Origin of the sequence: Rahnella inusitata, from assembly GCF_018288855.1 — a bacterium.
Taxonomy (GTDB): Bacteria; Pseudomonadota; Gammaproteobacteria; order Enterobacterales; family Enterobacteriaceae; genus Rahnella; species Rahnella inusitata.
Window position 1 is genome coordinate 4,209,638 of sequence record NZ_CP065024.1, and the last position, 22,725, is coordinate 4,232,362.

Sequence of the window (22,725 nt, forward strand, 5' to 3'; positions counted from 1 at the left end):
TTACGTGTCTCTTTCAATTTCTGAATGGACGATGGCTAACGATATTGAATGCTCGCATCTGACCGCGAGTAACTCCTCATTCCCGCGTCACACCCACGATGAATACGTGATCAGCGCCAATCTGACCGGTACGGAAGAGATCTGGCTTCACGGTAAAACCGAGCTGGTTCACGCCGGGCAAATCACGATTTATAACCCTGCCACGGTGCAATCCTCACTGTTTGGCGATGAGAAAGTCGAATTCCTCAGCGTGCATATTCCCCAGTCGTTGCTGCGACAGGTCTCGGTAGATCACAATCTGCGATCCGATCACTGCGCGCCGGTGCTGACCGAGGGCGTGCTCAGTAATCCGGCGCTGTTTTCCGCGCTGCGCCATTACAAACGCACCCTGAACGATGACGATCAGGAGCAAAACTTATTGTGGTTGCTGGGCGCGTTGCTGGAAGAACCGGCGAAAGAGCAGGAGCAATCGCTGCGGCCTGTCACGCTGGCGCTGGATTTTATGCGCGATCACCTGACCCGCAAGATCCACCTCGACACGCTGGCGCAGGTCAGCGGGCTGAGTAAATTCCATTTTGTGCGGCTGTTCCGTCAGCACATCGGTATGCCGCCGTTGCAGTACCACATGCAGTTACGGCTGCTGGAAGCCCGCAATCAGCTGCGTAAAAACAACAATGCGCTGGACGTGGCCATCAGCCTCGGTTTTTACGATCAAAGCCACTTCATTAATACCTTCCGCAAAATGATGGGGATCACTCCCCATCTGTATTCGCAGTCGCTGAATGCCTGCGGTATACGCGGCCAGGCAAACTACTGACACCTATACCAAAATAAATTCGCGATAGCCGGAGATAACCACGTAAATGGCGAAATAGGAGAAGATCGCCGCCGAGGCGACGTAAGAATATCTCAGCATTTTAGTGCCCAGCATTTTCCCGCCCCAACTGCCGACGCAGCACAACACCACCGTCCAGAATACGCCGGCAATAAAAAAGCCGGTCAGGAACCACGAGGCATTCGCTGTACCGCCCTGCCCCATACGGGAAATCAGCGCGCCACCGACCGCCGCAAACCACAGGATCGCCGTCGGTGAGGACATCGCCAGCACCACGCCGCGCCCGAAATTACGCAGTACCGAACGTGGCTGGCCGTTATCGCTGGCAGACATATTCTCTGCCGGTGCCAGCGCCGCCCGGATCATCTTGTAGGTAAACCACATCAGCATCAGGGAACCGCCTACCCACAACACCCAGCGCACGCTCTGGTATTGCAGCAAAATCGTCATGCCCGCCAGCGCCAGCACCGCGTAGATAAGATCACCAATACAGGTGCCGATCCCCAGCCAGAAACCGTGGAAATAACCACGCTGCATCGCCAGCGTGATCATCGCAATATTGGCAATCCCGATGTCCAGACACAGCGACAGACTGAGCAAAAATCCATTTGAAAACGGCATCATAGCGGAAATCTCTTGATCAGCTGGTTGTACTCGATCACGTCATTAGTGGTGCCCAGGCGCGCCATCAGGATCCCGACATCTTCAGGATTGGTGTGCGGGCAATGCTGTTGCATAAAGGCTTTGGCGCGTTCTGCATCGCCGCCCAGCAGCTCTTCGCACATCAGCCGCGTCAGGCTGGCCATCTGCGTAAAGAATAGCTCTGGGTGGAAAACGATGGTCTCTGCCGACAGCTCAATGCAGCCGTGTTCACGCAAATAATTAAACTGGATCCAGGCCGCTCCGGCGTCGGGATAACTCGACGGCCCCCGACGCAGATAGCGCAGGATCTCGAGGAAATAGATCCGCGCCAGCACGTTTCGGTCGAGCTGCAATCCGTCGGCGACCTGCGGCGTCAGGCACATCAGTAAGCCGAACTGATCGGCCAGCGCTTCCTGCACCATCATCGATCCCCAGCGATCAATCTTGCTGATCTTTGGAAATACGTTTTCATTACGCACCAGCGAATGCCCGAGATCGTGCCCGCGGAACCAGGCGATCAAATAACGCTGACAAACGCGACTTTCCGGCAATTCGTCTTCCGCCCAGCCAAGGCGTGAGGCTTCGGTACGCGAAAACATCTCGAAGAGTTGCAGGTAGGTATTGGCGAAAACCACGGTGCGCCTGACCGGGGAATACTTCAGCCCCTCATCTTCCGGGAAGAAATAGGCAAAGTGTTTCGGGTAGCTGTTGGCTTCTCCTGCAATGCCGAACAGGTTGATTATCTTGTACGCACAGCCCGGCAGCGCCAGCAGGTCGGCGGCGATTTCTTTTTGCAGAAACAGCAGGCTTTCCGGAAACAGGCTGTCCATCACGTCGGAGATTTCCTGCAACATCGGCGCGGGTTCACCGAACCATGACGAGTAATAGCTTTGTTTCGATTTTCCCACCCACGTCGAGGTCTTGCCGATGCCCAGCACCAACTGCTGCTCATCAAGACCGGCAATTTGCGGCAGCACGGTTTTGCCACAGGAATCATCCGCCAGAATTTCGGCGCGCAGGAACAGGCCGCGGCGGGTATCCGGATCGTCAAACAGCGGCGCTAAGCGGAAACACTGGATCGCCATTTCTTCGCGCAGCGTATCGAGCAAACGACTTTCGCAGGCGGCTTCCAGCTGATTGATGGCCTCGGTCAGACGCAGGCAATAGTGAATGGTTTGCACCGCTTTAGGATTGATATTTTCCGGGACATCCAGATCCATCATAGAAACCTGGTATGCCGTCGCAGACGGCCAGAATGACGTAGTAAACATAATTTCAAATCCTGAGTGCGGGTAGAGAGGTGAACTCACTACATCACTCCCGCCACATCGGGTATTGGAAGAAATTGCGCACCCGCTAAGAAGTGCCAAGCCTGCGATCAACGACTACAGTTGAGTCATCCGTTCCCTCTTTGCTAAGCGCTTAACACCATGAGCTTTTCTCTCAAACATTATTTGCAGGTGCGCTCCCGGTTGCTGATATCTATTCTGGCCGGGGTGGCCTGCTTTTTTCTTCTGCCCGCCCATCTCGGGCTGTTACAGCGCCTGCTGATCGGCTGGAACGCGCTGGCGTGGCTGTATCTGTTTTTCCTGTGGTTTCGCATGCTGCGCACCGAGGCGAAAAATATTCCGCACATCGCCAAAACGCAGGATGAAAGCGCCACCCTGGTGCTGAGCATGGTGACGATCACCTGTCTGGTGAGCATTCTGGCGATCCTGATGGAACTCGGTTCGCTCAAGGACCTGAGCGGTACGCCGCGCGCCCTGCATATTTTGCTGACCGCCACGACGCTGATCGCCTCCTGGGCGCTTCTGCCGACGTCGTTTGCCATGCACTACGCCCATCACCATTATCTGCGCCGCAGCAAAGACGTGACGCCGATGATTTTCCCAGAAAAGCCTGAGCAGCCTGGCTACTGGGATTTTCTGTATTTCTCCTTCACCATCGCCGTCGCCTCACAGACCGCCGATGTGGAAACCGGCACCACCGATATGCGCCAGATTGCGCTGTTGCAGTCGGTGATTTCGTTCGTTTTTAATCTGGCGATTTTGGGGCTGTCGATTAACGTTGGCGCGGGATTGTTAAACTAGGCGCGCAAAGTAATTCACTGTTATCCGTGGAATTTCCCGCACAGAATCCTATAAGCCATAAAACAGCGATTTTAGACTTCTATACGTCTAAAACTTAGTGTAGGTTTTTACAATATTCCCCCATTTTGGTTACGTTTAAGGAAAGATTTGCTTATGCGCACTTCGTTTGTTGCCCTGACACTCCTTGCCACCACGCTGTTTTCTGCCACCACGCTTGCAGGCACCACGCTGGATCGCGTGACCAAAACAGGCGTCCTGCGCAATGCCATCGTTAACGATTATCCGCCATTTGGTTTTATCGATGACAACAACCAGCTGGCCGGTTTTGACGTCGACGTGGCGAAAGCCGTTGCACAGCGCATGGGCGTGAAACTCGAACTGATCGCGCCGGGCTGGGAAACCATCGTCGGCGGTAAATGGCAGGGGCGCTGGGATAGCTGTATCTGTTCGATGACGCCAAACACCGAACGCGCCAAAGTGCTGGATTTCCCGACGCCGTATTACAATTCCCCGGCGGTGCTGGTGGTGAATAAGAAAGATGACCGCATCAAATCCGCCGCTGATCTGAGCAACAAAAAGATTGGCGTCGGTATCGGTTCGACTTACGAAACTTATCTGCAAAAAACGCTGGTGATCCCCGGTAGCAAACCGATCGTCTTCCCGTTTGATAACGTGCAGGTCATTCCAAGCGATGAAGAAGTGGCGTTCCAAAATCTGGCGCTCGGGCCGGGCGTACGTCTTGACGGCGTGGTCTCGGATTTAGCCACCGCCAATGCGCGTATCAAACGTGCGCCGGTCTTCAAAATCGTCACTGAGCTTTACGCCGAACCGAACTGGGTCGCAACCGACAAAGGCGACGCCGAGTGGGATAAGAAAGTCGCTGACACCATTAAATCGTTGCGCGACGACGGGACGCTGGCCAAAATTTCCCAGCACTGGCTGGGCGAAGACATTACCCACGAGGTGCCGTAATGCCACAAATGCCGGACAGCCAGCCGAAGGTTGAAACGCCTGAACGCTGGCATCGCGCGCACGCGTTTACCTTTAAAACCGGGCTGACGTGGCTGATTTTGCTCAGCCTGCTGATCGGCACCTTCAGCAAGATGGGGCTGGACTGGAGCCTCATCAGCCAGAAATTGCCGTTCCTGCTCGGCCTGCGCCTGTCGCCGGACGGATTTATTCAGGGCGCGGCGCTGACCATCATGATCACCGCCTGCTCGATGTTTTTTTGCCTGTTGATCGGCCTGATCACCGCACTCGGGCGGATGTCGAATAACGCCCTGGCGTTCGGCTGCGCGACGTTTTACGCCTCGCTGTTTCGCGGCACACCGCTGCTGGTGCAGGTGTTAATCATCTATCTGGCGCTGCCGCAGTTCGGGATTGTGCTCGGTGCGCTCAGCTCCGGCATTATTGCGCTGTCGATGAACTATGGCGCATATCTGGCAGAAACCATCCGCAGCGGCGTGCTCTCGGTGCCGCGCGGCCAGCAGGAAGCGGCGCTGGCACTCGGCGTCTCGCGCTGGACGGTGGCCGTCCACGTCACCGCCCCGCAGGCGCTGCGCATCATTATTCCGCCCGCCGGTTCGATGTTTATTTCAATGCTGAAAGACTCCTCGCTGGTCTCGCTGATGGGGCTGTGGGAGCTCAACTTTCTGGCGCAATCGTATGGCCGCAGCACCTACCGCTACATGGAAATGCTGGCCACCGCCGCCGCGATTTACTGGATTATGTCGATTATCTTAGAGCTGTTGCAAAGTCGCCTTGAGCGCCGTTTTGCACAGGGTCATCGCCGCTAATTTCGCCACTTTTATTACGGATACGCCATGTCTTTTCCTGAAGATTTTCGTTTAATCAGCTATCTCTCACGGCTGGAACACGCCGTCCGTTTTCCGCTTTCCTCTTCCTACCCTGAATCGATGAGCATCGATACGCTGTTTGAACTGGCGGGAAAAGAACATCGCGCGCCGTTTATGCAAACGATGCTGGATTACCCGCCGCTGCGCGGTACGCCGGAATTGCTCGAAGCCATCGCCGCCACTTACCGGCAGGTCACGCCCCGGCAGGTCATCAGCTTTGCCGGAGCCGACGAAGCCATTTACGCCAGTTTCCAGATGCTGCTCGAACCTGGCGATCACGCGGTCGTCATCACGCCAAATTATCAGTCGCTGGAAAGCGTGCCGATGTCGCGCTGTGACGTGACCGGCGTGGCGCTGGATGAGAATAATGACTGGGCGCTGGATACGGCAAAAGTCCGCGCTGCGCTGCGGGCGAATACCAAGGTGCTGGTGATTAACTTCCCGCACAACCCGACTGGCGCGCTGATTTCGCGGGAGCAGCTGAACGAACTGATTGAGATATGTCGCGAACGCGGGATCTGGATTTTCTCCGACGAAGTGTATCGCCTGACCGAATTCGATCCGGCGGATCGCCTGCCGCAGCTGGCGGACGTTTACGAGCGCGGCATTTCGCTCAACGTCACCTCAAAAGCCTACGGACTGCCGGGCCTGCGCATCGGCTGGGTGGCCTGTCAGGACGACGTGTGGATGCAAAAGCTCGAACGCATGAAGCAGTATCTGTCGATCTGCAATTCCATGCCCGGCGAATTTCTGACCACCCTTGCGCTCAACGCCCGCGCGCCGATCCTCGAACGGGTGATGGAGCGCTCGCGCAGCCAGCTCGCGGCGCTCACCGCGTTTCTGGCGCGCTATCCGGACAGGTTCAGTCTCGCCGTGCCGAAGGCCGGTGTACTGGCGTTCCCGCGTTATACCGGTCCGGAAGGCGCAGAAGTCTTCGCCACGAGGCTGGTGGAGGAAGCGGGCGTTATGGTCATTCCTTCCGTCACCTACGCCTCAGAGCTGAACCCGGTGTCAGAAGATTTTCTGCGCATCGGTTTTGGCCGTGCCAATCTGGATCAGGCGCTGGCGGAAATGGGCAAATGGCTGGATAAACAGTGATCAGCACAGAACCTGTTTTTCCGTTAGAAAATCGATAAACACCCGCACTTTTGGCAGCATGTGGCGGCTGCTCGGCCAGACGACTGAGAACTTGCCGCCCTCTTTCAGGTGCGTCTCCAGCACAGAGATCAGTTCGCCGGAGGCCACATAGTTACGCACGATAAACTCCGGCACATACGCCAGCCCCAGCCCCTGCAACGCTGCCTGTAAAATAGATTCCAGATTATTGCTGCTGAGCGCCAGCGGCAGTTCCGGCGGGATCGGGCTGTTGGTCGCCCATTCCTGCCACTGGCCGGTGCCCGGAAAACGGTACCGCAGGCAGTCGTGATGTTGCAGGTGTTGCGGTATCTGCGGTGCGGCATGTTGCGCGAAGTACAGCGGACTGCCGACAATCGCAAAGCGAAACGGCCCCAGCCGGCGTGACATCATCTGCGAACTGCTCAGCTCACCACTGCGGATAGCGATATCAAATCCTTCATCGATCACGTCCACCATCCGGTCGCTGAAATCCAGATCCAGCTCAACCTGAGGATAACGCTGGCGGAATTCCGGCAGATGCGGCAGCAGGATCCGGTAACCGATGGCCGGTGCCGTGATGCGTAATTTGCCACGCGGGACGGCGGAGATCCGCACCAGCTCCTGCTCTGCCTCTTCCAGTTGCGCCACAATATTCTGGCAACGCTCGAAAAACAGTTGGCCTTCATCGGTCAGGCTGATGCGCCGCGTGCTGCGGTTGAACAGCCGCACGCTGAGCTTTTCCTCCAGCCGCGCCACGCTTTTTCCCACCGCTGATGCCGAAATCCCCATCCGCTCCGCCGCTCCGGCGAAACTTTCATTTTGCACCGCACGCACAAATGCCAGTAATCCGTTGAGATTATCCATTTACCCTTCTTCCTTATTCGAGCGTTTTAGTCCTGAATCATCGGACTTTCAGCCTGTTTCCGCCAGATTGCCGACAATTTATCATCAACGATATATACCACTACGGGACAAACTTATGAATAGATCCTCAACGCAACCGGCAGGCAGTCTCAGGGTTCTGGTGACGGTTTGCATCGCGGCGGTGATCCTGCCGCTAAATTTTGTCAGCGGCGCGGTGGCGACGCCGGTCATTGCCCGCGAACTCGGCGGAAGCGCGCAGGCGCTAAGCTGGGTCACGAATTCCTTCATGCTGACGTTTGGCTGTTTCCTGATGGCCGCCGGTGCGCTGGCCGATGAGATTGGCCGCAAAAAAGTCTTTATCAGCGGGGTTTCACTGTTTGCACTGCTTTCCCTGTTGCAGGCGTTCAGTAGCAGTCTGCTGTGGATTGATTTGCTGCGCGCCGCACAGGGCGTCGCCGCTGCCGCCGCGCTGGCCGGAGGTGCCGCCGCACTGGCGCAGGAATTTGACGGCGCTGCCCGCACCCGCGCGTTCAGCCTGATGGGCAGCAGTTTTGGCGTCGGGCTGGCGTTCGGGCCGTTTCTCGCCGGGGCGCTGATTGCCCATTTCGGCTGGCGCTCGGTGTTCTTTTCCGCGACGGTGATTGCCGTGCTGGCGCTTATCACCGGTGCGTCCAAAATGCGCGAGACGCGTAATTCGCAGGCGTCCGGTATCGACTGGCCGGGTACGGTGTCGTTTACCGCCATGCTGGCGCTGCTGACCTGGGCGCTGATGGCCATTCCGCAATACGGTCTTCGAAGCCCGCAGGTGCTGGCGCTGCTGGTCGGCGCTCTGCTGCTGCTGGCCATTTTTGTGTGGGTCGAGCTTCGCGTGAGGCAGCCGATGCTGGATTTATCGCTGTTCCGCTACGTGCGTTTTATCGGCGTACAGGCGCTGCCGCTGGCGACCGGATTCTGCTTTGTCGTGCTGCTGGTGATTCTGCCAATGCTGTTTATCGGCGTGAAAGGGCTGAGCGAGGAACGCGCCGGGCTGATGATGATGGCGCTTTCCGTACCGATGCTGGTGGTTCCGCTGCTGGCGGCATGGCTGACACGCTGGATTTCCGCTGGCGTACTGTGTACGTCCGGGCTGGTGATTGCCGCCGCCGGGCTGGGCTGGCTGAGTCAGGCGATTCTGGCGCAAAACGTGACGGCGATGGTTGCGCCGATGCTGGTCATTGGTATCGGCACCGGTCTGCCGTGGGGGCTGATGGATGGCTTATCGGTCAGCGTGGTTCCGAAAGAACGTGCGGGGATGGCGACCGGGATTTTCAGCACCACCCGCGTGGCCGGTGAAGGGATTTCGCTGGCGATTGTCGGCGCCATCCTTGCTTCAATGAGCCACAGCGCGCTGGCGGCGCATTTCACCTCCGGCGACCTCAGTCTGGCGGCGCAGCGGCTGGCAACCGGGAATCTGACGGTAGCTCAGCAACTTATCCCGCAGGCCAGCACGGCGCAGCTTCAGCAGTTATATACCGCGGCACTGCATCCGTTACTGCTCTGTCTGATGGCGATCACGCTGTTTTCAGCGCTGGTGGTATTGCTGGCGCTGAAAGGCAATCAGCAGGAAAGCGAGGCCGCGCCTGCCGGTCAGAACGATCTGTCGCCGTAATCGGCTTCCAGCACCGGACGCAGACGGGTATAAATTTCTTCAATCTCCGCCGGTATTTCCACTTTCGCAATAAAGCCCGCACCGCGCGGGCCGTATCCGCCAGGTGCATTGCGCAGACGCGGGATTTCACCCAGCAGCAGAGAGGCAAAACGCGGCAGCGACCACAGATGTTGATTATCACAACCGGCAAACCGCAGCCCGTCGCCGCTGCGCTCAAGCTGCGGAGTAAACACCGGCCAGCTGGTGAAAGTGATGTCAGGTCGGTCGCGCCAGACGTGACGGAAACTGGCGTCGGTACGCAGTTGCATCAGCGGATCCTGCGTCAGCAAGATGTGCGTATGGACATCGCCCGCCTGCCCGAGCACACGTCGCGCCTGCACGGCATTGTCGCCACAGTTGGTGGAGCCGGTTTCCAGCAGCATTTGCTCAGGCAGCAGGCCGAAACACTGCACACCGATATCTCCCAGCACGTCGGCTTCGCTGCGGCCAGCCGTCGCAATGTGCTGATAACGCGGGTGCTGTTGCACGGCGTGATACAACAGTTCAGTCGAATGGCCGATACCGCCGGCGATCAGCAAACGTGAAACTCTGCCCTGTTCCAGCGCCTGAAATGCTGCTTCAGCGGTGGGTAAAATGGCGTTTCCCAGCAGGATCAGCAGCGTTGGTTCGCCCGTCGGGCCATTTCCCGAGGTCCGGTCCAGAGAGAGAAATCGCGCCAGCCGGTTCATATCGTCGATCACTGCGTCAGAAAACATCACCACCTCCGTCTGATAAAGATGACTATCATAAACCTATAACACTACTCAAAAAATGGTTAAAAAACCTCACCGGTCAGATGAGGAGCACTAATCATTAATGATAAAAAATGTCATTTCATCGGGATAAAAACTTATTAATTTTGTTTTTATGGTGTTTTTATCCTTATTCGACAAAATCACGTAAAGATCTCCTTAAGGTAAATTTATTAACTTATATTTAACCTTAACGGTCGATTTCATCATGTTGTTTGGGTCAGGGATCTTTTCCAGGTTTGTGAGAAACACGAATCCCGCCTGTTTTGTCGCCGGTAATTGTTTTTTTTAGCTGTTTTGATTACTTCATGACCACCAGAGGATTTCCACATGCCGTTGCGAAAGCGATGGCATGCATGCACACCAGTGTAAGCAGGTATTGGGAGTCATCATGGGCGAAAAAAATTCTTTATTACTGGCTATTCTGGCCGCGGCAACGTTAACACTGACCGCAGGCGCACAGGCAGCCGGGACATTAACAGGGCAAGTGGGCGTTCAGCTGACTATCAGCACCGGTTGTACCGTCGGTAACGGCACCGCCACCGGCGGGACTAACCAGTGGGGTACGTTGAACTTTGGTAATTATGCCGATTTAACCAGCGTAATCAACGGGACAGTGCTCGGCGCTAACGGCACCAGCGCGGTGACCGTCACATGCAGTACCGGTCTGAGCCCGACCCTCTCACTCAACGGCGGCCTCGCCGCAGCCGGCGGTTTACGTACCATGACCTCCAGTGGCAACAGCATCCCTTACCGTCTTTATTCCGACACAGCGCGTACTACCGAAATCGCGATCAATACGCCGATCACTCTCGGTACGGGCACCACTGCGCAAAATATTCCGATTTATGGTCGCGTACTGCCTGCTGACCAGACCAGCACCACGCCAGCTGCGGGAACTTACAACGATACGGTCGTCGCCACCCTTGCCTGGTAATTCGCTGACACGTCAGGGCTGAGACGTCCTGAACGGTTGGAAAAAGGGTCAGTCAAGGAAGGAATGGTCATGGACATCAAAGTACCGTTGTTGCCAGCCCTGATTGTGCTGCTATGTCAGGCGGCTATCCCGTCTGCGTATTCTGCGACGCTTGGGATAACCGCAACACTGTTGCCTGCCTGTACGGCGGGCACAACGGTGGGCAGCAACACGACGTTCGGTACGCTCAACTTTGGTAACTACGCCACCCTGTCCAATGCTATCAACGTCACCAGCGCCCAGCTGGCGGGGTCGATTCGTGTTAACTGCGTCAGCGGGCTGAGCTACAAAATCCTGATGGACGGTGGTACTGCGGGCAGCGTGACCGCCCGCAAGATGGCAAACACGACCAACAGCGCATTAACGGTGGCGTATAACCTCTATACCAGCGCGCCACGCACCACGATTTGGGACAACGTTACCGGCCTCAGCGGCACGGGTTCCGGCACCGATCAATGGTATCCGGTGTATGGCCGGGTGCCGATGCAAACGACACCCGCCGCCGGTGTGTATACGGACACGGTCAATGTTACCGTCAGCTGGTAGCGGGGGCCGAAAAATGTCTGAATGCGCCCTCTTCCTGCTGGCTTCGTGGTCAATCCTCTTTTCCCCTGCCTTGCTGGCAGCCGCCGCCACGAGCAGCTTTACCGTCAACGCCACCATCACCAATGGCTGCGCGTTTGGCACATCCCTTAGCAGCCCGGTCACCAGCCTCGGCACCATTAATTTTGGCTCCTTTGCCTCCGTTCCTGCCAACATCGATGTGGTCAGCACCTCCGGCGCGGGTTCCGTCGTCGTGACCTGCACCCCCGGCGCGACGGTGGCGATTGCCATGGATTACGGCACCCACGGCGGTTCGGCGACACAGCGTTACATGGCCAACAGCGGTGCGACCGCCACGCTGGCTTATCAGCTTTATCAGGACTCAGCGCATACCAGGGTGTGGGGAACGGCTGCGCTGGCGATGACCGTCAGCAGCTTTCCGGCCACAACGCAAACTTACCCGGTCTATGCCCGGTTGTTTTCCTTCACGACGTCACCCACTGCGGGCACTTACACCGACACGGTGACCGTGACATTAACTTATTGAATCATCAGGATGTGAACCATGACTGTCACTTTTTTACGCGTTATAACCCGTCTGATTATGGTGTGTGCGCTGTGCGTGAGCGGACAGGCTTTTGCCGCCAGTTCGGTGCTGGTCTGGCCGGTGTATCAGATAATCGAGGCCGACCAGAACGGTTCCGCCCTGTGGCTGGAAAACCGGGGAGCGGATCCGGTGTCATTGCAGGTAAGGGTGATGGCATGGAAGCAGGAGAATTTTAACGAACGCTATGCCGATCAAACCCAGGTCGTCGCCAGCCCGCCGTTTGCCACCGTGGCACCCGGCCAGCGCCAGCTGATCCGCCTGATTCGCAATACGCCCGTCCCGGCCAAAACCGAAAAATCCTTTCGTATCATCATTGATGAAATCCCTTCTTCACTGAATGCCTCCCCGGATGGCCAGTCCAAAGCCGTGGTCGGCCTGCAATTACAGATGCGCTATCTGCTGCCGTTATTCCTAGATGGCGAAGGCATATGGACCAACGACCGTACCGATGTGAAACGCGATCCGGCTTCGGCCACCAGGCCGGTACTGAAATGGAGCGTGGATACCGAAGGCGGCAAAATGCTGCTCAAAGTCAGAAATACCGGCACCGTTCACGCGCGTCTGAGCAACGTATTCTGGTCGGCGAATGGCAATAACAAACAGGGCGTCAAAACCATGGTCAGCGGGTTTATGGGATACGTGCTGCCGGGGCAGGAAATGCGCTGGCCGGTGCCAGCGGGAGTGATCCCCGGCGGACAGCTCAACGCGCAAATTGCGGATAACACCCAGCCCATCGTGATCCCGCGCGGCGAATAAGGCCGGGGCGTAAGCGATGTCATCACGACGCCTGAGGCTGTCTTGCAGACGATCCTTCAGCCTGTGCCTGATTTACGCAGGCAGCACCGGCATGTCCGCATTTCCGCTGCTGGCCCTGGCCGATGAGTACGGTGCGCTGCCGGATGCACCCCGCGCCGCGCCTGTCGTGATGGACGCCACCTATTATCTGACGCTGGTGGTCAACGGCCAGACCGATAATCAGGTGGTGCCTGTCATCTGGCGCAGCGGCGCCTACTTTGTGGAATCGGGCGTACTGGCGAAAAACCATGTGCACACCAACGGCCAGCAGCAGGGGCTGGTGAACGTCTCCGCGCTGCCCGGCGTGAAAGCCAGCTACAACGCCGCCCTTCAGCAGATGATCATTCAGGTGCCGGATGACTGGTTGCCGAAGCAGGATGTCAGCGGCGATAACCTGATCGGCTACACGCCCGCGCAAAGCAGCACCGGGTTACTGTTCAACTACGACGCCTATTACACCGATCCGCACGACGGGCCGCGCTCGGTCGCCACCTATCTGGAACAACGCTTATTCAGCAGCATCGGCATTCTGACCAATACCGGCACCTGGCGTTACAACATGGATAACAGCGGGAATAACGGCGGCAGTGCGCAGGACGGTTATCTGCGCTACGACACCTACTGGCGCTATAACGACGAACAGCGGCTGATCAGTTATCAGGTCGGGGATTTCGTCAGTAACTCGCTGACCTGGAGTAATTCGGCGCGCATGGCCGGTTTACGTATCAGCCGTAATTTCAGCGTGCGGCCTGATCTGGTGACCTATCCGCTGCTGCAATACAGCGGCACGGCGGCGGTTCCGACCACGGTGGATCTGTTCCTCAACGGGTATAAAGCCAGCAGCAACAACCTAAATTCCGGGCCTTTTACGCTGACCAACGTGCCGTACATCAACGGTGCAGGGGAAGCGACCGTCGTTACCACCGACGCCCTTGGCCGTCAGGTTTCCACCAGCGTACCGTTTTATGTTTCGAACACCCTGCTGCGCGAGGGACTGAGTGATTTCGATGCGTCACTGGGGGCCGTGCGGCAAAACTACGGTATCACCAGCGGGGATTATTCCGACGCCGCGTTCAGCGGCATTTATCGCTATGGCATCAACAATTATCTGACGCTCTCCTCACACGGCGAAGCCACGCAAGGGCTGACGCTGGGCGGCATCGGTGCCGATATGGCGGTCGGGCATTGGGGAACAATCAGCGTCTCCGGCAGCCAGAGCCGCGCCAGTCGTGCGCCGACGGACAGCGGCGAACTCAATACTGATAACAACAGCACCCAGCTCAACATCAACGGCGTGCCGAACAATAACGGGATGATCAGCGCGTCGGCCAATGCTGACGGTGACACTGACCAGAAAAGCGGCAATCAGTACACGGTCGGGTATTCCTACTATTCCACCCGCTTCAGCCTTTCGGCGCTGCGCTCAACCCGCAGCCCCGGCTTTCAGGATCTGACGTCTTACACCAGCGACACTCGCCTCAGCCGCCAGGCCGATCAGGTGACGTTCAGCACCTCGCCGTTCGGCCCGTCCAACGGCACGGTAGGTATCGGGTATTACGACGTCGAAGCCTACGACCGCAGCCATACGCGATTGCTCAATCTTTCCTACAGCCGCTCACTGTGGGGGCAAAGCAGTATGTTCCTGTCGGTCAACAAAACTCTGAGCGACAGCGGTTACAGCGCGCAGTTGCAGTTCATCGTGCCGCTGGATTCGGGGGCGAGCGTCACCGCCGGGATGCAGCGCGACAGTGCGGGCAATTATCAGGAGCAGCTCAGCGCCAGTAAAACCGCGCCGACTGACGGCGGGCTGGGCTGGAATCTGGCTTATACCGGCGGGCGGGATCCGTATCAGCAGGCCGATGCGACGTGGAAAACGCGCTACGCCACGCTGGAAGGAGGAATGTATGGTGAAACCGGTAAATACACTAACTGGGCAGATCTCAGCGGATCGGTGGTGTTCATGGCCAATGACGTCTTCCTGTCGGATAAAATCAACGACGCCTTTATCGTGGTGGATACCGGTCATTACGCGGGCGTGCCGGTGATGTATGAGAATCAAAAACAGGGCAATACCGACAAAAACGGCCACCTGCTGATCCCGACGGTCAGTTCCTATTATCCCGCGAAAGTGGATATCGACACTCTGCCGTTACCGGCTGACGTGGTGGCGACCCGCGTTACCGACAAAGTTTCCGTGCGCCAGAGCAGCGGCGTGGTGGTGGAGTTCCGGGTGAAAAAAGTCCTGTCCGCCAATATCACGCTGCACAACGGCCAGGGCCAGCCGCTGAAAATCGGCACGCTGGTCACTGAACAAAATAGCCAGCAAACCACCGTTATTGGCTATGGCGGTCTGGCCTATTTCAGCAATCTTGCGCCTCACAACATGTTGAGCATACGTCAGGAAGATGGCTCAGTTTGCCGGATTGGCTTTGACCTCAACGTTAACAGTCACAGCATCGAGCAGGTCGGCCCGCTGGTCTGTCGCAACGGCCCGGTATCAGGAGAGAACAATGAACAAAATCCGTAGATGGACGGTCAGAATGCTGATGTCCGGCGTGCTGCTTTTCAGCATTCAGGCCGCGCAGGCGGCGTGTACCAGCTCTTCCGGTAGCGGGACCTTTGCTTCCAATAACTCATTTACCATCGGTACGACCGCCGAACAGGTGACGGCCACCAGCGGTTTTACGTGCACCGGCAGTGCGCTTTCCTTGCTCAGCACCAACACGGTAACGGCGACCATTGCCTCGACGGCCAACGCCTCCGGCACTTCAGCACGGCTGTATAACGACACCAGCAAACAGTATCTGCCCTACATTATTTGTAAGGATAGCGCCTGCGCGACGCCGGTCAACGTCGGTTCATCGACCACCTGGAGCAGCACCACGCTGCTCGGGCTTTTGGGATTGTTTAACGCCAGTGACGGCAGTCTTCCGCTGTACCTGAAAACCTCGACCGGTTCTAACCTGCAGGCCGGAACCTACACCGATACCATCAACATCAGCTGGGCCTACCATATCTGTTTTATCGGCGTTGCCGGGCTTTGCGTCTACACCGACGGCACGGCCAATACCGCCATCGCCGTGACGCTGGCGGTCACTAACTATTGCTATATCGACAGTGCGCCCAACGTCAATTTCGGCTCGGCGGCATTCCCGGCAGGTTTCGCTTCCGTAACCTCCAACTCGTTGAGTGTGCGCTGCACATTGGGCGCGACGTACAGCGTCAACCTCAACAGCAGCAATAACAGTAACGGCTCATACCGGCAGATGTCATCAACGGTTAATTCGGTGACCAGCTATCTGCAATATCAGTTACTCAAATCCGATGCGACAGTGTGGACGACCGCCAACAATACCGCGGCAACGGGCACCGGTTTATCACAAAGCATTCCCTATACCGCGACGGTAAATGCCACGCAGGCGAACGTGCCCGCCGGAAATTACAGCGATACGGTATTGGTGACGGTGACATATTAAAGAAGGGAAAACAGAACCGGTGCGCGGGGAACGCACCGGCTGAAAGGCTTACAGGCCTTTGAGGATTTTCATGGTGGCATCGACGTCAATTTCATCTTCAGAGAACACGTGAGTGGTGTTCTGGAAGGTGGTGATCGCCAGTTTTTTCAGCGTGCGCGTGGCCGCCTTTTTCTCTTCTTCCTGCGGGCGGATGCGGTTCATCAGCAAGCCCACGGAGAGCACGGCATTCTCTTTGTCTATCTGAGAATCCGCCGGCACTTCTTCGCTGAACGCGAGGAAGGATTTGATGCTGGTGATTTTAATGCGCTCACCGGCAATAAAGATGTATTTGCTCTCTGGCTCGACTTTCACCGCAAAGGCAGACAGGCCTTTGTTGTTGGTGGTCGGCTCAAAGGTAACTACCGCGTCTTTCTTAATCAGATCCGGGTTTGCGACTTTAATCACGTGGAAATAACGGTTATCGCCGTTTTCATCTTTGATAAAACCGAAACCTTTATCTTCAAACCAGGTTGTGATTACGCCGTTCATCGCTTACCGCCTAATTATTCGTTCAAGATGTCTATTTTGCAGGGCGGCAGTGTAATGCAGAATGACGACAAAGTCCTGCGATTTACTGCCTTTTCCCTGCGTTAATGCGCCTTTCTGAAGGTCAGATTAAACCGGTAGGACCCGGTCAGGGGATGCTCTCCCGCTTTCAGCGGTAAAACGCCGTGATAGCGCAGCCGCGATGGCCCGCCCCACACCACGATATCGCCGTGCGTAAGCTGAACCCGCTGGGTTTTGTCGCTGCGCTCCATGCCGCCGAACTGAAATACCGCCGGTAATCCGAGCGAGACTGAGACGATCGGCTGCCCAAAATCATGCTCATCTTTGTCCTGATGCAGGCTCATTTTCGCCCCCGGCTGATACCGGTTGATGAGACACGCATCGGGATCAAAATCAGGGAAACCCGCCTCTTTTGCCGCCTTCACCGCAATGGCGCGAAACAGCGCGGGCATCGGCGGCCACTGTTGCTGATTTTCCGGTGACGTTGCCTGATAGCGGTAACCGGCTTTGTCGGTCACCCAGCCAAAATCCCCGCAGTTGGTCATCGCCACCGACATCGCATAACCGCCCGGCGTCGCGCGATACTGAAACGGCACCAGCCCGGCGATCCGGTCAATTTCCGCCAGCAGCTTTACGTCATCTTCCAGCGCCGCACCGCGCAAAACCACTGCACCAGGGCAAAGATCCTCACGCCAGTTGGAATGAAAATCGGGATGATCAAAAAGATCTAAATTCATGTCAGCCTCCAGAGCGTTACTCCATTAATTATAACAGCAGGTTTGAGACAGACTCAGAATCCAGATTATTGTAGGGTTGTAACGTTTCAGCTAAGGTTCAAAGAGATCAAAAATACCCTATTAGGAGAACATCATGAGTCGGGAAATCAACAAAGACACGCAGTTATGTATGTCCCTTTCCGGTCGTCCCGGAAATTTCGGTACCCGTTTTCATAACTACCTGTATCAGGCGTTAGACCTGAACTTCGTCTACAAAGCATTCAGTACCCAGGATATCGAATCCGCAGTCAAAGGCGTGCGTGCGCTGGGGATCCGCGGCTGCGCGGTGTCCATGCCGTTTAAAGAAGCCTGCATTCCGTTTCTCGATGAACTGGATCCGTCCGCCACGGCCATTGCGTCGGTGAATACTATCGTCAACGACGACGGTTTCCTGCGCGCCTACAACACTGACTACATCGCCGTCGCCAAACTTCTCGACAGCCATAAAGTCCCGCGTGATGCGGTCTTCGCCCTGCGCGGCAGCGGCGGCATGGGTAAAGCGGTGGTGGCTGCCATCCGTGACGCCGGTTTCAAAACCGGTTATATCATCGCCCGCAACGAAGCCAACGGCCGCGCACTGGCCGAGGAATACGGTTACGAATGGAAAGCTGAAGTCGGCGATTTGGCGGTGGATATGCTCGTCAACGTCACGCCAATCGGCATGGCCGGTGGCCCGGAAGTTGATTCGCTGGCGTTTGATGCAGATGTAATTGATCGCGCCAGCATTGTCTTTGACGTCGTCGCCCTGCCGGTCGAAACGCCTCTTATCCGCTATGGTCGCGAACACGGCAAGAAAGTCATCACCGGCGCAGAAGTGGCTGCATTACAGGCTGTGGAACAGTTTGTGTTGTACACCGGCAAACGGCCTTCGGATGAACTGGTAGAGGAAGCGGCTAAACACGCCCGGAGCTGATCCAGCCTCTGAACATCAACATCTGACAGTAAAAAGCCTCCAAAATCAGGAGGCTTTTTTTATTTCTATCCGCCACTGTGCATCACCGCACCAGACAAGGCCGCTTCGGATCAAACGTCCAGTCAGGAACCAGGAACTGCATGCCTTGCGCGTCATCGCGTGCGCCGAGGCCCATGCCTTTGTAGAGTTCGTGGGCTTTCATCACCTGATCCATATCCAGCTCAACGCCCAGACCCGGTTGCTCCGGCACGCGCACTTTGCCGCCTTTGATCTGCAACGGTTCCCTGGTGAGACGCTGATTGCCCTCCTGCCAGATCCAGTGGGTGTCGATAGCAGTTATTTTGCCCGGCGCAGCGGCGGCAACATGAGTGAACATCGCCAGCGAAATATCAAAATGATTGTTGGAATGCGAGCCCCACGTCAGACCCCATTCATGGCACATCTGCGCCACGCGCACCGAGCCCTGCATGGTCCAGAAATGGGGATCCGCCAGCGGGATATCTACAGATTTTAGCTGGATGGTATGCCCCATCTGCCGCCAGTCGGTAGCAATCATATTGGTCGCGGTCGGCAGGCCGGTGGCACGACGAAATTCTGCCATCACTTCACGCCCGGAGAAGCCCTGCTCTGCGCCGCACGGATCTTCCGCATACGCCAGCACGCCGCGCAGCTGTTTGCCAAGTGCGATCGCTTCAGCCAGCGACCAGGCACCGTTCGGATCAAGCGTGATCCGCGCCTGCGGGAATCGCTGTGCCAGCGCGGTGACGGCTTCCGCTTCTTCGCTGCCCGCCAGTACGCCGCCTTTAAGTTTGAAATCGTTAAAGCCGTATTTTTCATACGCAGCCTCTGCCAGACGCACCACCGATGCCGGAGTCAGCGCTTCTTCATGGCGCAGGCGATACCAGTCGCAGGCGTCGTCCGGCTGGCTTTGATAGCCGAGCGACGTTTTGTTGCGGTCACCGATATAGAACAGGTAGCCGAGCATCTCAACTTCATCGCGTTGCTGACCGTCGCCAAGCAATGACGCCACCGTGACGCCGAGATGTTTGCCGAGCAGATCGAGCATCGCCGCTTCAATCGCGGTGACGACGTGAATAGTGGTGCGCAGATCAAAGGTTTGCAGCCCGCGGCCTGACGCATCGCGATCGGCGAATTTCTCACGCACGGCGGTCATGACGTTTTTGTATTCACCGAGCGTTTTGCCGACAACCAGCAGCGAAGAATCCTCCAGCGTCTGACGGATTTTCTCGCCGCCGGGCACTTCGCCGACACCGGTGTTGCCGCTGCTGTCCTTGAGGATCAGAATATTACGGGTGAAAAACGGGGCATGTGCGCCGCTGAGGTTAAGCAACATGCTGTCGTGTCCGGCTACCGGGATCACCTGCATGGAAACAATTTTTGGTGCAGAGTAAGAGGTCATAGAAGCTCCTTAATGAGCAAAATCCGTTAGTTTCGGCCCATCGCCGGACGCTTGCGATCAAAGCGCCAGCCGGGGATCAGGTACTGCATGGCGGCGGCGTCGTTACGCGCACCGGTCGGCAGCTTCTTGTGCAGTTCGTGGGCGCGATGGATCTGATCCATATCGATCTCCACACCAAGCCCCGGTTTTTCAGGGACTTTGATCTTGCCGTTGACGATTTGCAGCGGCTCTTTGGTCAGGCGCTGATGACCTTCCTGCCAGATCCAGTGCGTGTCGATGGCGGTCGGTTTGCCCGGTGCAGCGGCGCCCACGTGAGTAAACATCGCCAGTGAGATATCAAAATGGTTATTGGAATGACAGCCCCACGTCAGACCCCAGTCGTCGCACAGCTGGGCAACGCGCACCGCGCCCTGCATCGTCCAGAAATGCGGATCCGCCAGCGGAATATCCACCGACTGCAACATCACTGCGTGCTGCATCTCGCGCCAGTTGGTCGCAATCATGTTCGTTGCCACCGGCAGACCGGTAGCACGGCGAAATTCCGCCATCACTTCACGGCCTGAGAATCCCTGCTCTGCACCACACGGATCTTCTGCATAGCTGAGGATCCCCTGCATGTTTTTGCACAGGCCAACCGCTTCATCCAGCAACCACGCACCGTTGGGGTCAACTGTGATGCGCGCATCCGGGAAACGTTTTGCCAGCGCTTTGACTGTCTCGATCTCCTGTTCGCCGGGCAGTACGCCGCCTTTAAGTTTGAAATCTTTAAAACCGTAGCGATCCTGTGCCGCTTCTGCCAGTTGCACCACGGCGTCGCTGTCCATCGCCTCCTGGTGACGCAGGTGATACCACGCATGCCTGCCCGGTTCACCCGCCGCTTCTTCACCCGATAAATAGGGAAGATCGGTTTTCTGCCGGTTGCCGACGTAGAACAGATATCCCAGCACCGTCACTTCTTCGCGCTGTTTGCCCGGCCCGAGCAGTTCGCAAACCGGCACGCCAAGGAATTTTCCCATCAGATCGAGCAGTGCGGCTTCCAGCGCGGCGACGGCGTTGACGCGCAGCTCAAATGTCCACGCGCCTTTGCCGAATGAATCAAAATCCGACGACTGATTACCGGTGTGGATCTGATGCACCAGCCGGTTCATCCGCGCGACTTCCTGGCCTTTAACCTGAGAAATGGCGTCCACAAGCGTGGTGTAAATCACTTCCCCCCCCGGCGCTTCACCTACGCCAGTATTACCCGCGCTGTCGGTCAAAATCACAATATTGCGGGTGAAATACGCCCCATGCGCGCCGCCGATGTTCATCAGCATACTGTCGTGCCCTGCCACAGGAATGACCTGCATATCAGTGATGATCGGGGAAGATTGCGTATTCATCATGTTTCTCCTTTTCTGTATTTCAGAACGGACGTAACTGGATGCGTTCGATTTTGCCGACGATAAACACATAGCTGACTACCGCCAGCAGCGCGTGGATCCCGACGTAAATCAGCGCGCCGTTAAAGGAACCGGTGGTGCCGATGATGTAGCCGATGGCGATCGGCGTGACGATGCCGGAGACATTGCCAAACATGTTGAAAAGACCGCCGCTCAGCCCGCTGATTTCTTTTGGCGCGGTATCTGCCATCACCGCCCAGCCCAGCGCGCCGAGGCCTTTACCAAAGAAGGCGAAGGCCATGATGCCAACCACCATCCACTCGGTATCGACGTAGTTACAGGCAATCATCGACATCGACAGCAACATCCCGATGACGATCGGTGCTTTGCGTGAAAATGTGAGGTTATTGGTTCTGCGCATCAGCCAGTCAGAAATGATCCCGCCCAGCACGCCGCCGAGGAACCCGCAGATCGCTGGCACCGACGCCACCATCCCCGCTTTGAGGATCGACATGCCGCGCGCTTGCACCAGATAAACCGGAAACCAGGTGATGAAAAAGTACGTCAACGCATTGATGCAGTACTGGCCAATATAGATGCCAATCATCATGCGGGATTTCATTAATTGTTTAATCTGGAAGAGTTTTTCACCTTTGACGGCCGCTTTTTGGGTGGTCTTCTGATCCATATTGATCAGCGCACCCCCCGCTTCCATATAATCCAGCTCTGCCTGATTCACGCCGGGATGATCTTTGGGATCGTGGATCACTTTCAGCCAGATGAAACTCAGGATGATCCCCAAACCGCCCATGAAGAAGAAGACGTGTGACCAGCCCACTTCGTGCGTCAGCCAGCCCATGATCGGTGCGAAAATTACCGTGGCGAAGTACTGCGCGGAGTTAAAAATCGACACGGCGGTGCCGCGTTCCTGCGCCGGAAACCACGCAGCGACGATTCGGCTGTTGCCCGGAAAAGACGGTGCTTCAGCCAGCCCGACCAGAAAGCGTAACGCGAACAGCGAGACCACAATGCCAAAGCCGCTGAACACATCGACAAAGCCTTGCAGCAAGGTAAATAAAGACCAGATGAAAATACTGTAGAAATAAACTTTTTTAGACCCGAATTTATCCAGCAACCAGCCACCGGGTATTTGTCCTATTACATAGGCCCACGAGAATGCCGAGAAAATATAGCCCATCCCGACGGAATCCAGGCCGATGTCTTTCGCCATTGCCGAACCGGCAATCGATAATGTCGCACGGTCGCCGTAATTAAAGGAGGTGACGATAAATAACATCACCACTATCCAGTAGCGTGCATTCGTTCTTTTTTTCACGGCACTGGCTGATGAAACGAGAGTTTCCATGGTGTTCTCCGGAATTAATGACAATGCCTGCACCTAAAGGTGCAAGTCATTCCGTCCGCGCAACAGAACTGTAGGGTTCAGAG

Annotated in this window: 22 protein-coding genes; 13 read left to right on the top strand and 9 right to left on the bottom strand. The window is 56.6% G+C overall.

All coding sequences use genetic code 11. From position 1 onward, the window contains the following. Positions 1-4 precede the first annotated feature (4 nt). Entirely contained in the window at positions 5-817 is an 813-nt protein-coding gene (locus I2123_RS19750; RefSeq protein ID WP_213051334.1) for a helix-turn-helix transcriptional regulator, read from the top strand. A 3-nt stretch (positions 818-820) separates the two neighbouring features. On the opposite strand, the gene I2123_RS19755 is transcribed toward I2123_RS19750, so the two are convergent. Next, complete coding sequence (locus tag I2123_RS19755; protein ID WP_112164124.1) at positions 821-1,459, bottom strand: LysE family transporter; 639 nt, start codon at positions 1,457-1,459, stop codon at positions 821-823. Next, positions 1,456-2,748, bottom strand: coding sequence for a hypothetical protein (locus tag I2123_RS19760; protein WP_213051335.1), 1,293 nt, complete (start codon positions 2,746-2,748; stop codon positions 1,456-1,458). The genes I2123_RS19755 and I2123_RS19760 overlap by 4 nt, the downstream gene beginning before the upstream one ends. 159 nt (positions 2,749-2,907) lie before the next feature. Between I2123_RS19760 and I2123_RS19765 the strand changes: the two genes are divergently transcribed. From I2123_RS19765 to I2123_RS19780, 4 genes are all read left to right on the top strand, one after another. Further along, positions 2,908-3,567: a DUF1345 domain-containing protein gene (locus I2123_RS19765; RefSeq protein WP_213051336.1), complete on the top strand. Its 660-nt coding sequence runs from the start codon at positions 2,908-2,910 to the stop codon at positions 3,565-3,567. A gap of 153 nt (positions 3,568-3,720) precedes the next feature. Further along, positions 3,721-4,539 carry a transporter substrate-binding domain-containing protein gene (locus I2123_RS19770; protein ID WP_213051337.1) on the top strand — a complete coding sequence of 273 codons (819 nt, stop codon included), beginning with the start codon at positions 3,721-3,723 and terminating at the stop codon, positions 4,537-4,539. After that, positions 4,539-5,363, top strand: coding sequence for an amino acid ABC transporter permease (locus tag I2123_RS19775; protein WP_112164120.1), 825 nt, complete (start codon positions 4,539-4,541; stop codon positions 5,361-5,363). The genes I2123_RS19770 and I2123_RS19775 overlap by 1 nt, the downstream gene beginning before the upstream one ends. Positions 5,364-5,390: 27 nt before the next feature. Beyond that, the gene (locus tag I2123_RS19780) at positions 5,391-6,521 is read left to right on the top strand and encodes an aminotransferase class I/II-fold pyridoxal phosphate-dependent enzyme (RefSeq protein WP_112164119.1); all 1,131 of its coding nucleotides are present in this window, start codon (positions 5,391-5,393) and stop codon (positions 6,519-6,521) included. Here I2123_RS19780 and I2123_RS19785 read toward each other — a convergent pair whose 3' ends face one another. Further along, the gene (locus tag I2123_RS19785; RefSeq protein WP_213051338.1) at positions 6,522-7,403 is read right to left on the bottom strand and encodes a LysR substrate-binding domain-containing protein; all 882 of its coding nucleotides are present in this window, start codon (positions 7,401-7,403) and stop codon (positions 6,522-6,524) included. 115 nt (positions 7,404-7,518) lie between these two features. On the opposite strand from I2123_RS19785, the gene I2123_RS19790 reads away from it, so the two are divergent. Continuing rightward, positions 7,519-9,051 carry an MFS transporter gene (locus I2123_RS19790; RefSeq protein ID WP_213051339.1) on the top strand — a complete coding sequence of 511 codons (1,533 nt, stop codon included), beginning with the start codon at positions 7,519-7,521 and terminating at the stop codon, positions 9,049-9,051. On the opposite strand, the gene I2123_RS19795 is transcribed toward I2123_RS19790, so the two are convergent. Next, a complete protein-coding gene (locus I2123_RS19795) occupies positions 9,030-9,806 on the bottom strand; it encodes a YdcF family protein (protein ID WP_213051340.1) in 777 nt (258 codons plus the stop codon). The genes I2123_RS19790 and I2123_RS19795 overlap by 22 nt on opposite strands. 427 nt (positions 9,807-10,233) lie before the next feature. On the opposite strand from I2123_RS19795, the gene I2123_RS19800 reads away from it, so the two are divergent. From I2123_RS19800 to I2123_RS19825, 6 genes are all read left to right on the top strand, one after another. Continuing rightward, a complete protein-coding gene (locus I2123_RS19800) occupies positions 10,234-10,779 on the top strand; it encodes a Csu type fimbrial protein (RefSeq protein ID WP_112164115.1) in 546 nt (181 codons plus the stop codon). A 69-nt stretch (positions 10,780-10,848) separates the two neighbouring features. Then, a complete protein-coding gene (locus I2123_RS19805) occupies positions 10,849-11,364 on the top strand; it encodes a Csu type fimbrial protein (RefSeq protein WP_213051341.1) in 516 nt (171 codons plus the stop codon). Positions 11,365-11,377: 13 nt separating this feature from the next. After that, on the top strand, positions 11,378-11,908 hold the full coding sequence (locus I2123_RS19810) for a Csu type fimbrial protein (RefSeq protein ID WP_213051342.1): 531 nt from the start codon (positions 11,378-11,380) through the stop codon (positions 11,906-11,908). 18 nt (positions 11,909-11,926) lie between these two features. Continuing rightward, the gene (locus tag I2123_RS19815; protein ID WP_112164112.1) at positions 11,927-12,724 is read left to right on the top strand and encodes a fimbrial biogenesis chaperone; all 798 of its coding nucleotides are present in this window, start codon (positions 11,927-11,929) and stop codon (positions 12,722-12,724) included. A 16-nt stretch (positions 12,725-12,740) separates the two neighbouring features. After that, positions 12,741-15,290, top strand: coding sequence for a fimbria/pilus outer membrane usher protein (locus I2123_RS19820; RefSeq protein ID WP_244879857.1), 2,550 nt, complete (start codon positions 12,741-12,743; stop codon positions 15,288-15,290). After that, entirely contained in the window at positions 15,274-16,239 is a 966-nt protein-coding gene (locus I2123_RS19825; protein ID WP_112164110.1) for a Csu type fimbrial protein, read from the top strand. The genes I2123_RS19820 and I2123_RS19825 overlap by 17 nt, the downstream gene beginning before the upstream one ends. A 48-nt stretch (positions 16,240-16,287) precedes the next feature. Here I2123_RS19825 and I2123_RS19830 read toward each other — a convergent pair whose 3' ends face one another. Next, positions 16,288-16,767: a cold shock domain-containing protein gene (locus I2123_RS19830; protein WP_112164109.1), complete on the bottom strand. Its 480-nt coding sequence runs from the start codon at positions 16,765-16,767 to the stop codon at positions 16,288-16,290. A gap of 101 nt (positions 16,768-16,868) precedes the next feature. Continuing rightward, entirely contained in the window at positions 16,869-17,522 is a 654-nt protein-coding gene (gene alkB / locus I2123_RS19835) for a DNA oxidative demethylase AlkB (protein WP_112164108.1), read from the bottom strand. A 133-nt stretch (positions 17,523-17,655) separates the two neighbouring features. Here alkB and I2123_RS19840 point away from each other — a divergent pair, with 133 nt between their 5' ends. Then, entirely contained in the window at positions 17,656-18,474 is an 819-nt protein-coding gene (locus I2123_RS19840; RefSeq protein ID WP_112164107.1) for a shikimate 5-dehydrogenase, read from the top strand. A gap of 82 nt (positions 18,475-18,556) precedes the next feature. On the opposite strand, the gene gudD is transcribed toward I2123_RS19840, so the two are convergent. From gudD to I2123_RS19855, 3 genes are read right to left on the bottom strand one after another with little or no spacing between them, the layout of a single operon-like run. Then, complete coding sequence (gene gudD, locus I2123_RS19845; protein WP_213051343.1) at positions 18,557-19,894, bottom strand: glucarate dehydratase; 1,338 nt, start codon at positions 19,892-19,894, stop codon at positions 18,557-18,559. A gap of 26 nt (positions 19,895-19,920) precedes the next feature. After that, positions 19,921-21,279, bottom strand: coding sequence for an enolase C-terminal domain-like protein (locus tag I2123_RS19850; protein WP_213051344.1), 1,359 nt, complete (start codon positions 21,277-21,279; stop codon positions 19,921-19,923). A 19-nt stretch (positions 21,280-21,298) separates the two neighbouring features. After that, positions 21,299-22,642, bottom strand: a complete 1,344-nt coding sequence (locus tag I2123_RS19855; RefSeq protein WP_112164104.1) for an MFS transporter — start codon at positions 22,640-22,642, stop codon at positions 21,299-21,301. Between the last annotated feature and the right edge of the window lie 83 nt (positions 22,643-22,725).

Excerpts from the sequence above, each read along its gene's own strand:
- I2123_RS19755 (WP_112164124.1), bottom strand. The coding sequence starts at position 1,459 with ATGATGCCGTTTTCAAATGGATTTTTGCTCAGTCTGTCGCTGTGTCTG.
- I2123_RS19760 (WP_213051335.1), bottom strand. The coding sequence starts at position 2,748 with ATGTTTACTACGTCATTCTGGCCGTCTGCGACGGCATACCAGGTTTCT.
- I2123_RS19765 (WP_213051336.1), top strand. The coding sequence starts at position 2,908 with ATGAGCTTTTCTCTCAAACATTATTTGCAGGTGCGCTCCCGGTTGCTG.
- I2123_RS19770 (WP_213051337.1), top strand. The coding sequence starts at position 3,721 with ATGCGCACTTCGTTTGTTGCCCTGACACTCCTTGCCACCACGCTGTTT.
- I2123_RS19775 (WP_112164120.1), top strand. The coding sequence starts at position 4,539 with ATGCCACAAATGCCGGACAGCCAGCCGAAGGTTGAAACGCCTGAACGC.
- I2123_RS19780 (WP_112164119.1), top strand. The coding sequence starts at position 5,391 with ATGTCTTTTCCTGAAGATTTTCGTTTAATCAGCTATCTCTCACGGCTG.
- I2123_RS19785 (WP_213051338.1), bottom strand. The coding sequence starts at position 7,403 with ATGGATAATCTCAACGGATTACTGGCATTTGTGCGTGCGGTGCAAAAT.
- I2123_RS19790 (WP_213051339.1), top strand. The coding sequence starts at position 7,519 with ATGAATAGATCCTCAACGCAACCGGCAGGCAGTCTCAGGGTTCTGGTG.
- I2123_RS19795 (WP_213051340.1), bottom strand. The coding sequence starts at position 9,806 with ATGTTTTCTGACGCAGTGATCGACGATATGAACCGGCTGGCGCGATTT.
- I2123_RS19800 (WP_112164115.1), top strand. The coding sequence starts at position 10,234 with ATGGGCGAAAAAAATTCTTTATTACTGGCTATTCTGGCCGCGGCAACG.
- I2123_RS19805 (WP_213051341.1), top strand. The coding sequence starts at position 10,849 with ATGGACATCAAAGTACCGTTGTTGCCAGCCCTGATTGTGCTGCTATGT.
- I2123_RS19810 (WP_213051342.1), top strand. The coding sequence starts at position 11,378 with ATGTCTGAATGCGCCCTCTTCCTGCTGGCTTCGTGGTCAATCCTCTTT.
- I2123_RS19815 (WP_112164112.1), top strand. The coding sequence starts at position 11,927 with ATGACTGTCACTTTTTTACGCGTTATAACCCGTCTGATTATGGTGTGT.
- I2123_RS19820 (WP_244879857.1), top strand. The coding sequence starts at position 12,741 with ATGTCATCACGACGCCTGAGGCTGTCTTGCAGACGATCCTTCAGCCTG.
- I2123_RS19825 (WP_112164110.1), top strand. The coding sequence starts at position 15,274 with ATGAACAAAATCCGTAGATGGACGGTCAGAATGCTGATGTCCGGCGTG.
- I2123_RS19830 (WP_112164109.1), bottom strand. The coding sequence starts at position 16,767 with ATGAACGGCGTAATCACAACCTGGTTTGAAGATAAAGGTTTCGGTTTT.
- alkB (WP_112164108.1), bottom strand. The coding sequence starts at position 17,522 with ATGAATTTAGATCTTTTTGATCATCCCGATTTTCATTCCAACTGGCGT.
- I2123_RS19840 (WP_112164107.1), top strand. The coding sequence starts at position 17,656 with ATGAGTCGGGAAATCAACAAAGACACGCAGTTATGTATGTCCCTTTCC.
- gudD (WP_213051343.1), bottom strand. The coding sequence starts at position 19,894 with ATGACCTCTTACTCTGCACCAAAAATTGTTTCCATGCAGGTGATCCCG.
- I2123_RS19850 (WP_213051344.1), bottom strand. The coding sequence starts at position 21,279 with ATGATGAATACGCAATCTTCCCCGATCATCACTGATATGCAGGTCATT.
- I2123_RS19855 (WP_112164104.1), bottom strand. The coding sequence starts at position 22,642 with ATGGAAACTCTCGTTTCATCAGCCAGTGCCGTGAAAAAAAGAACGAAT.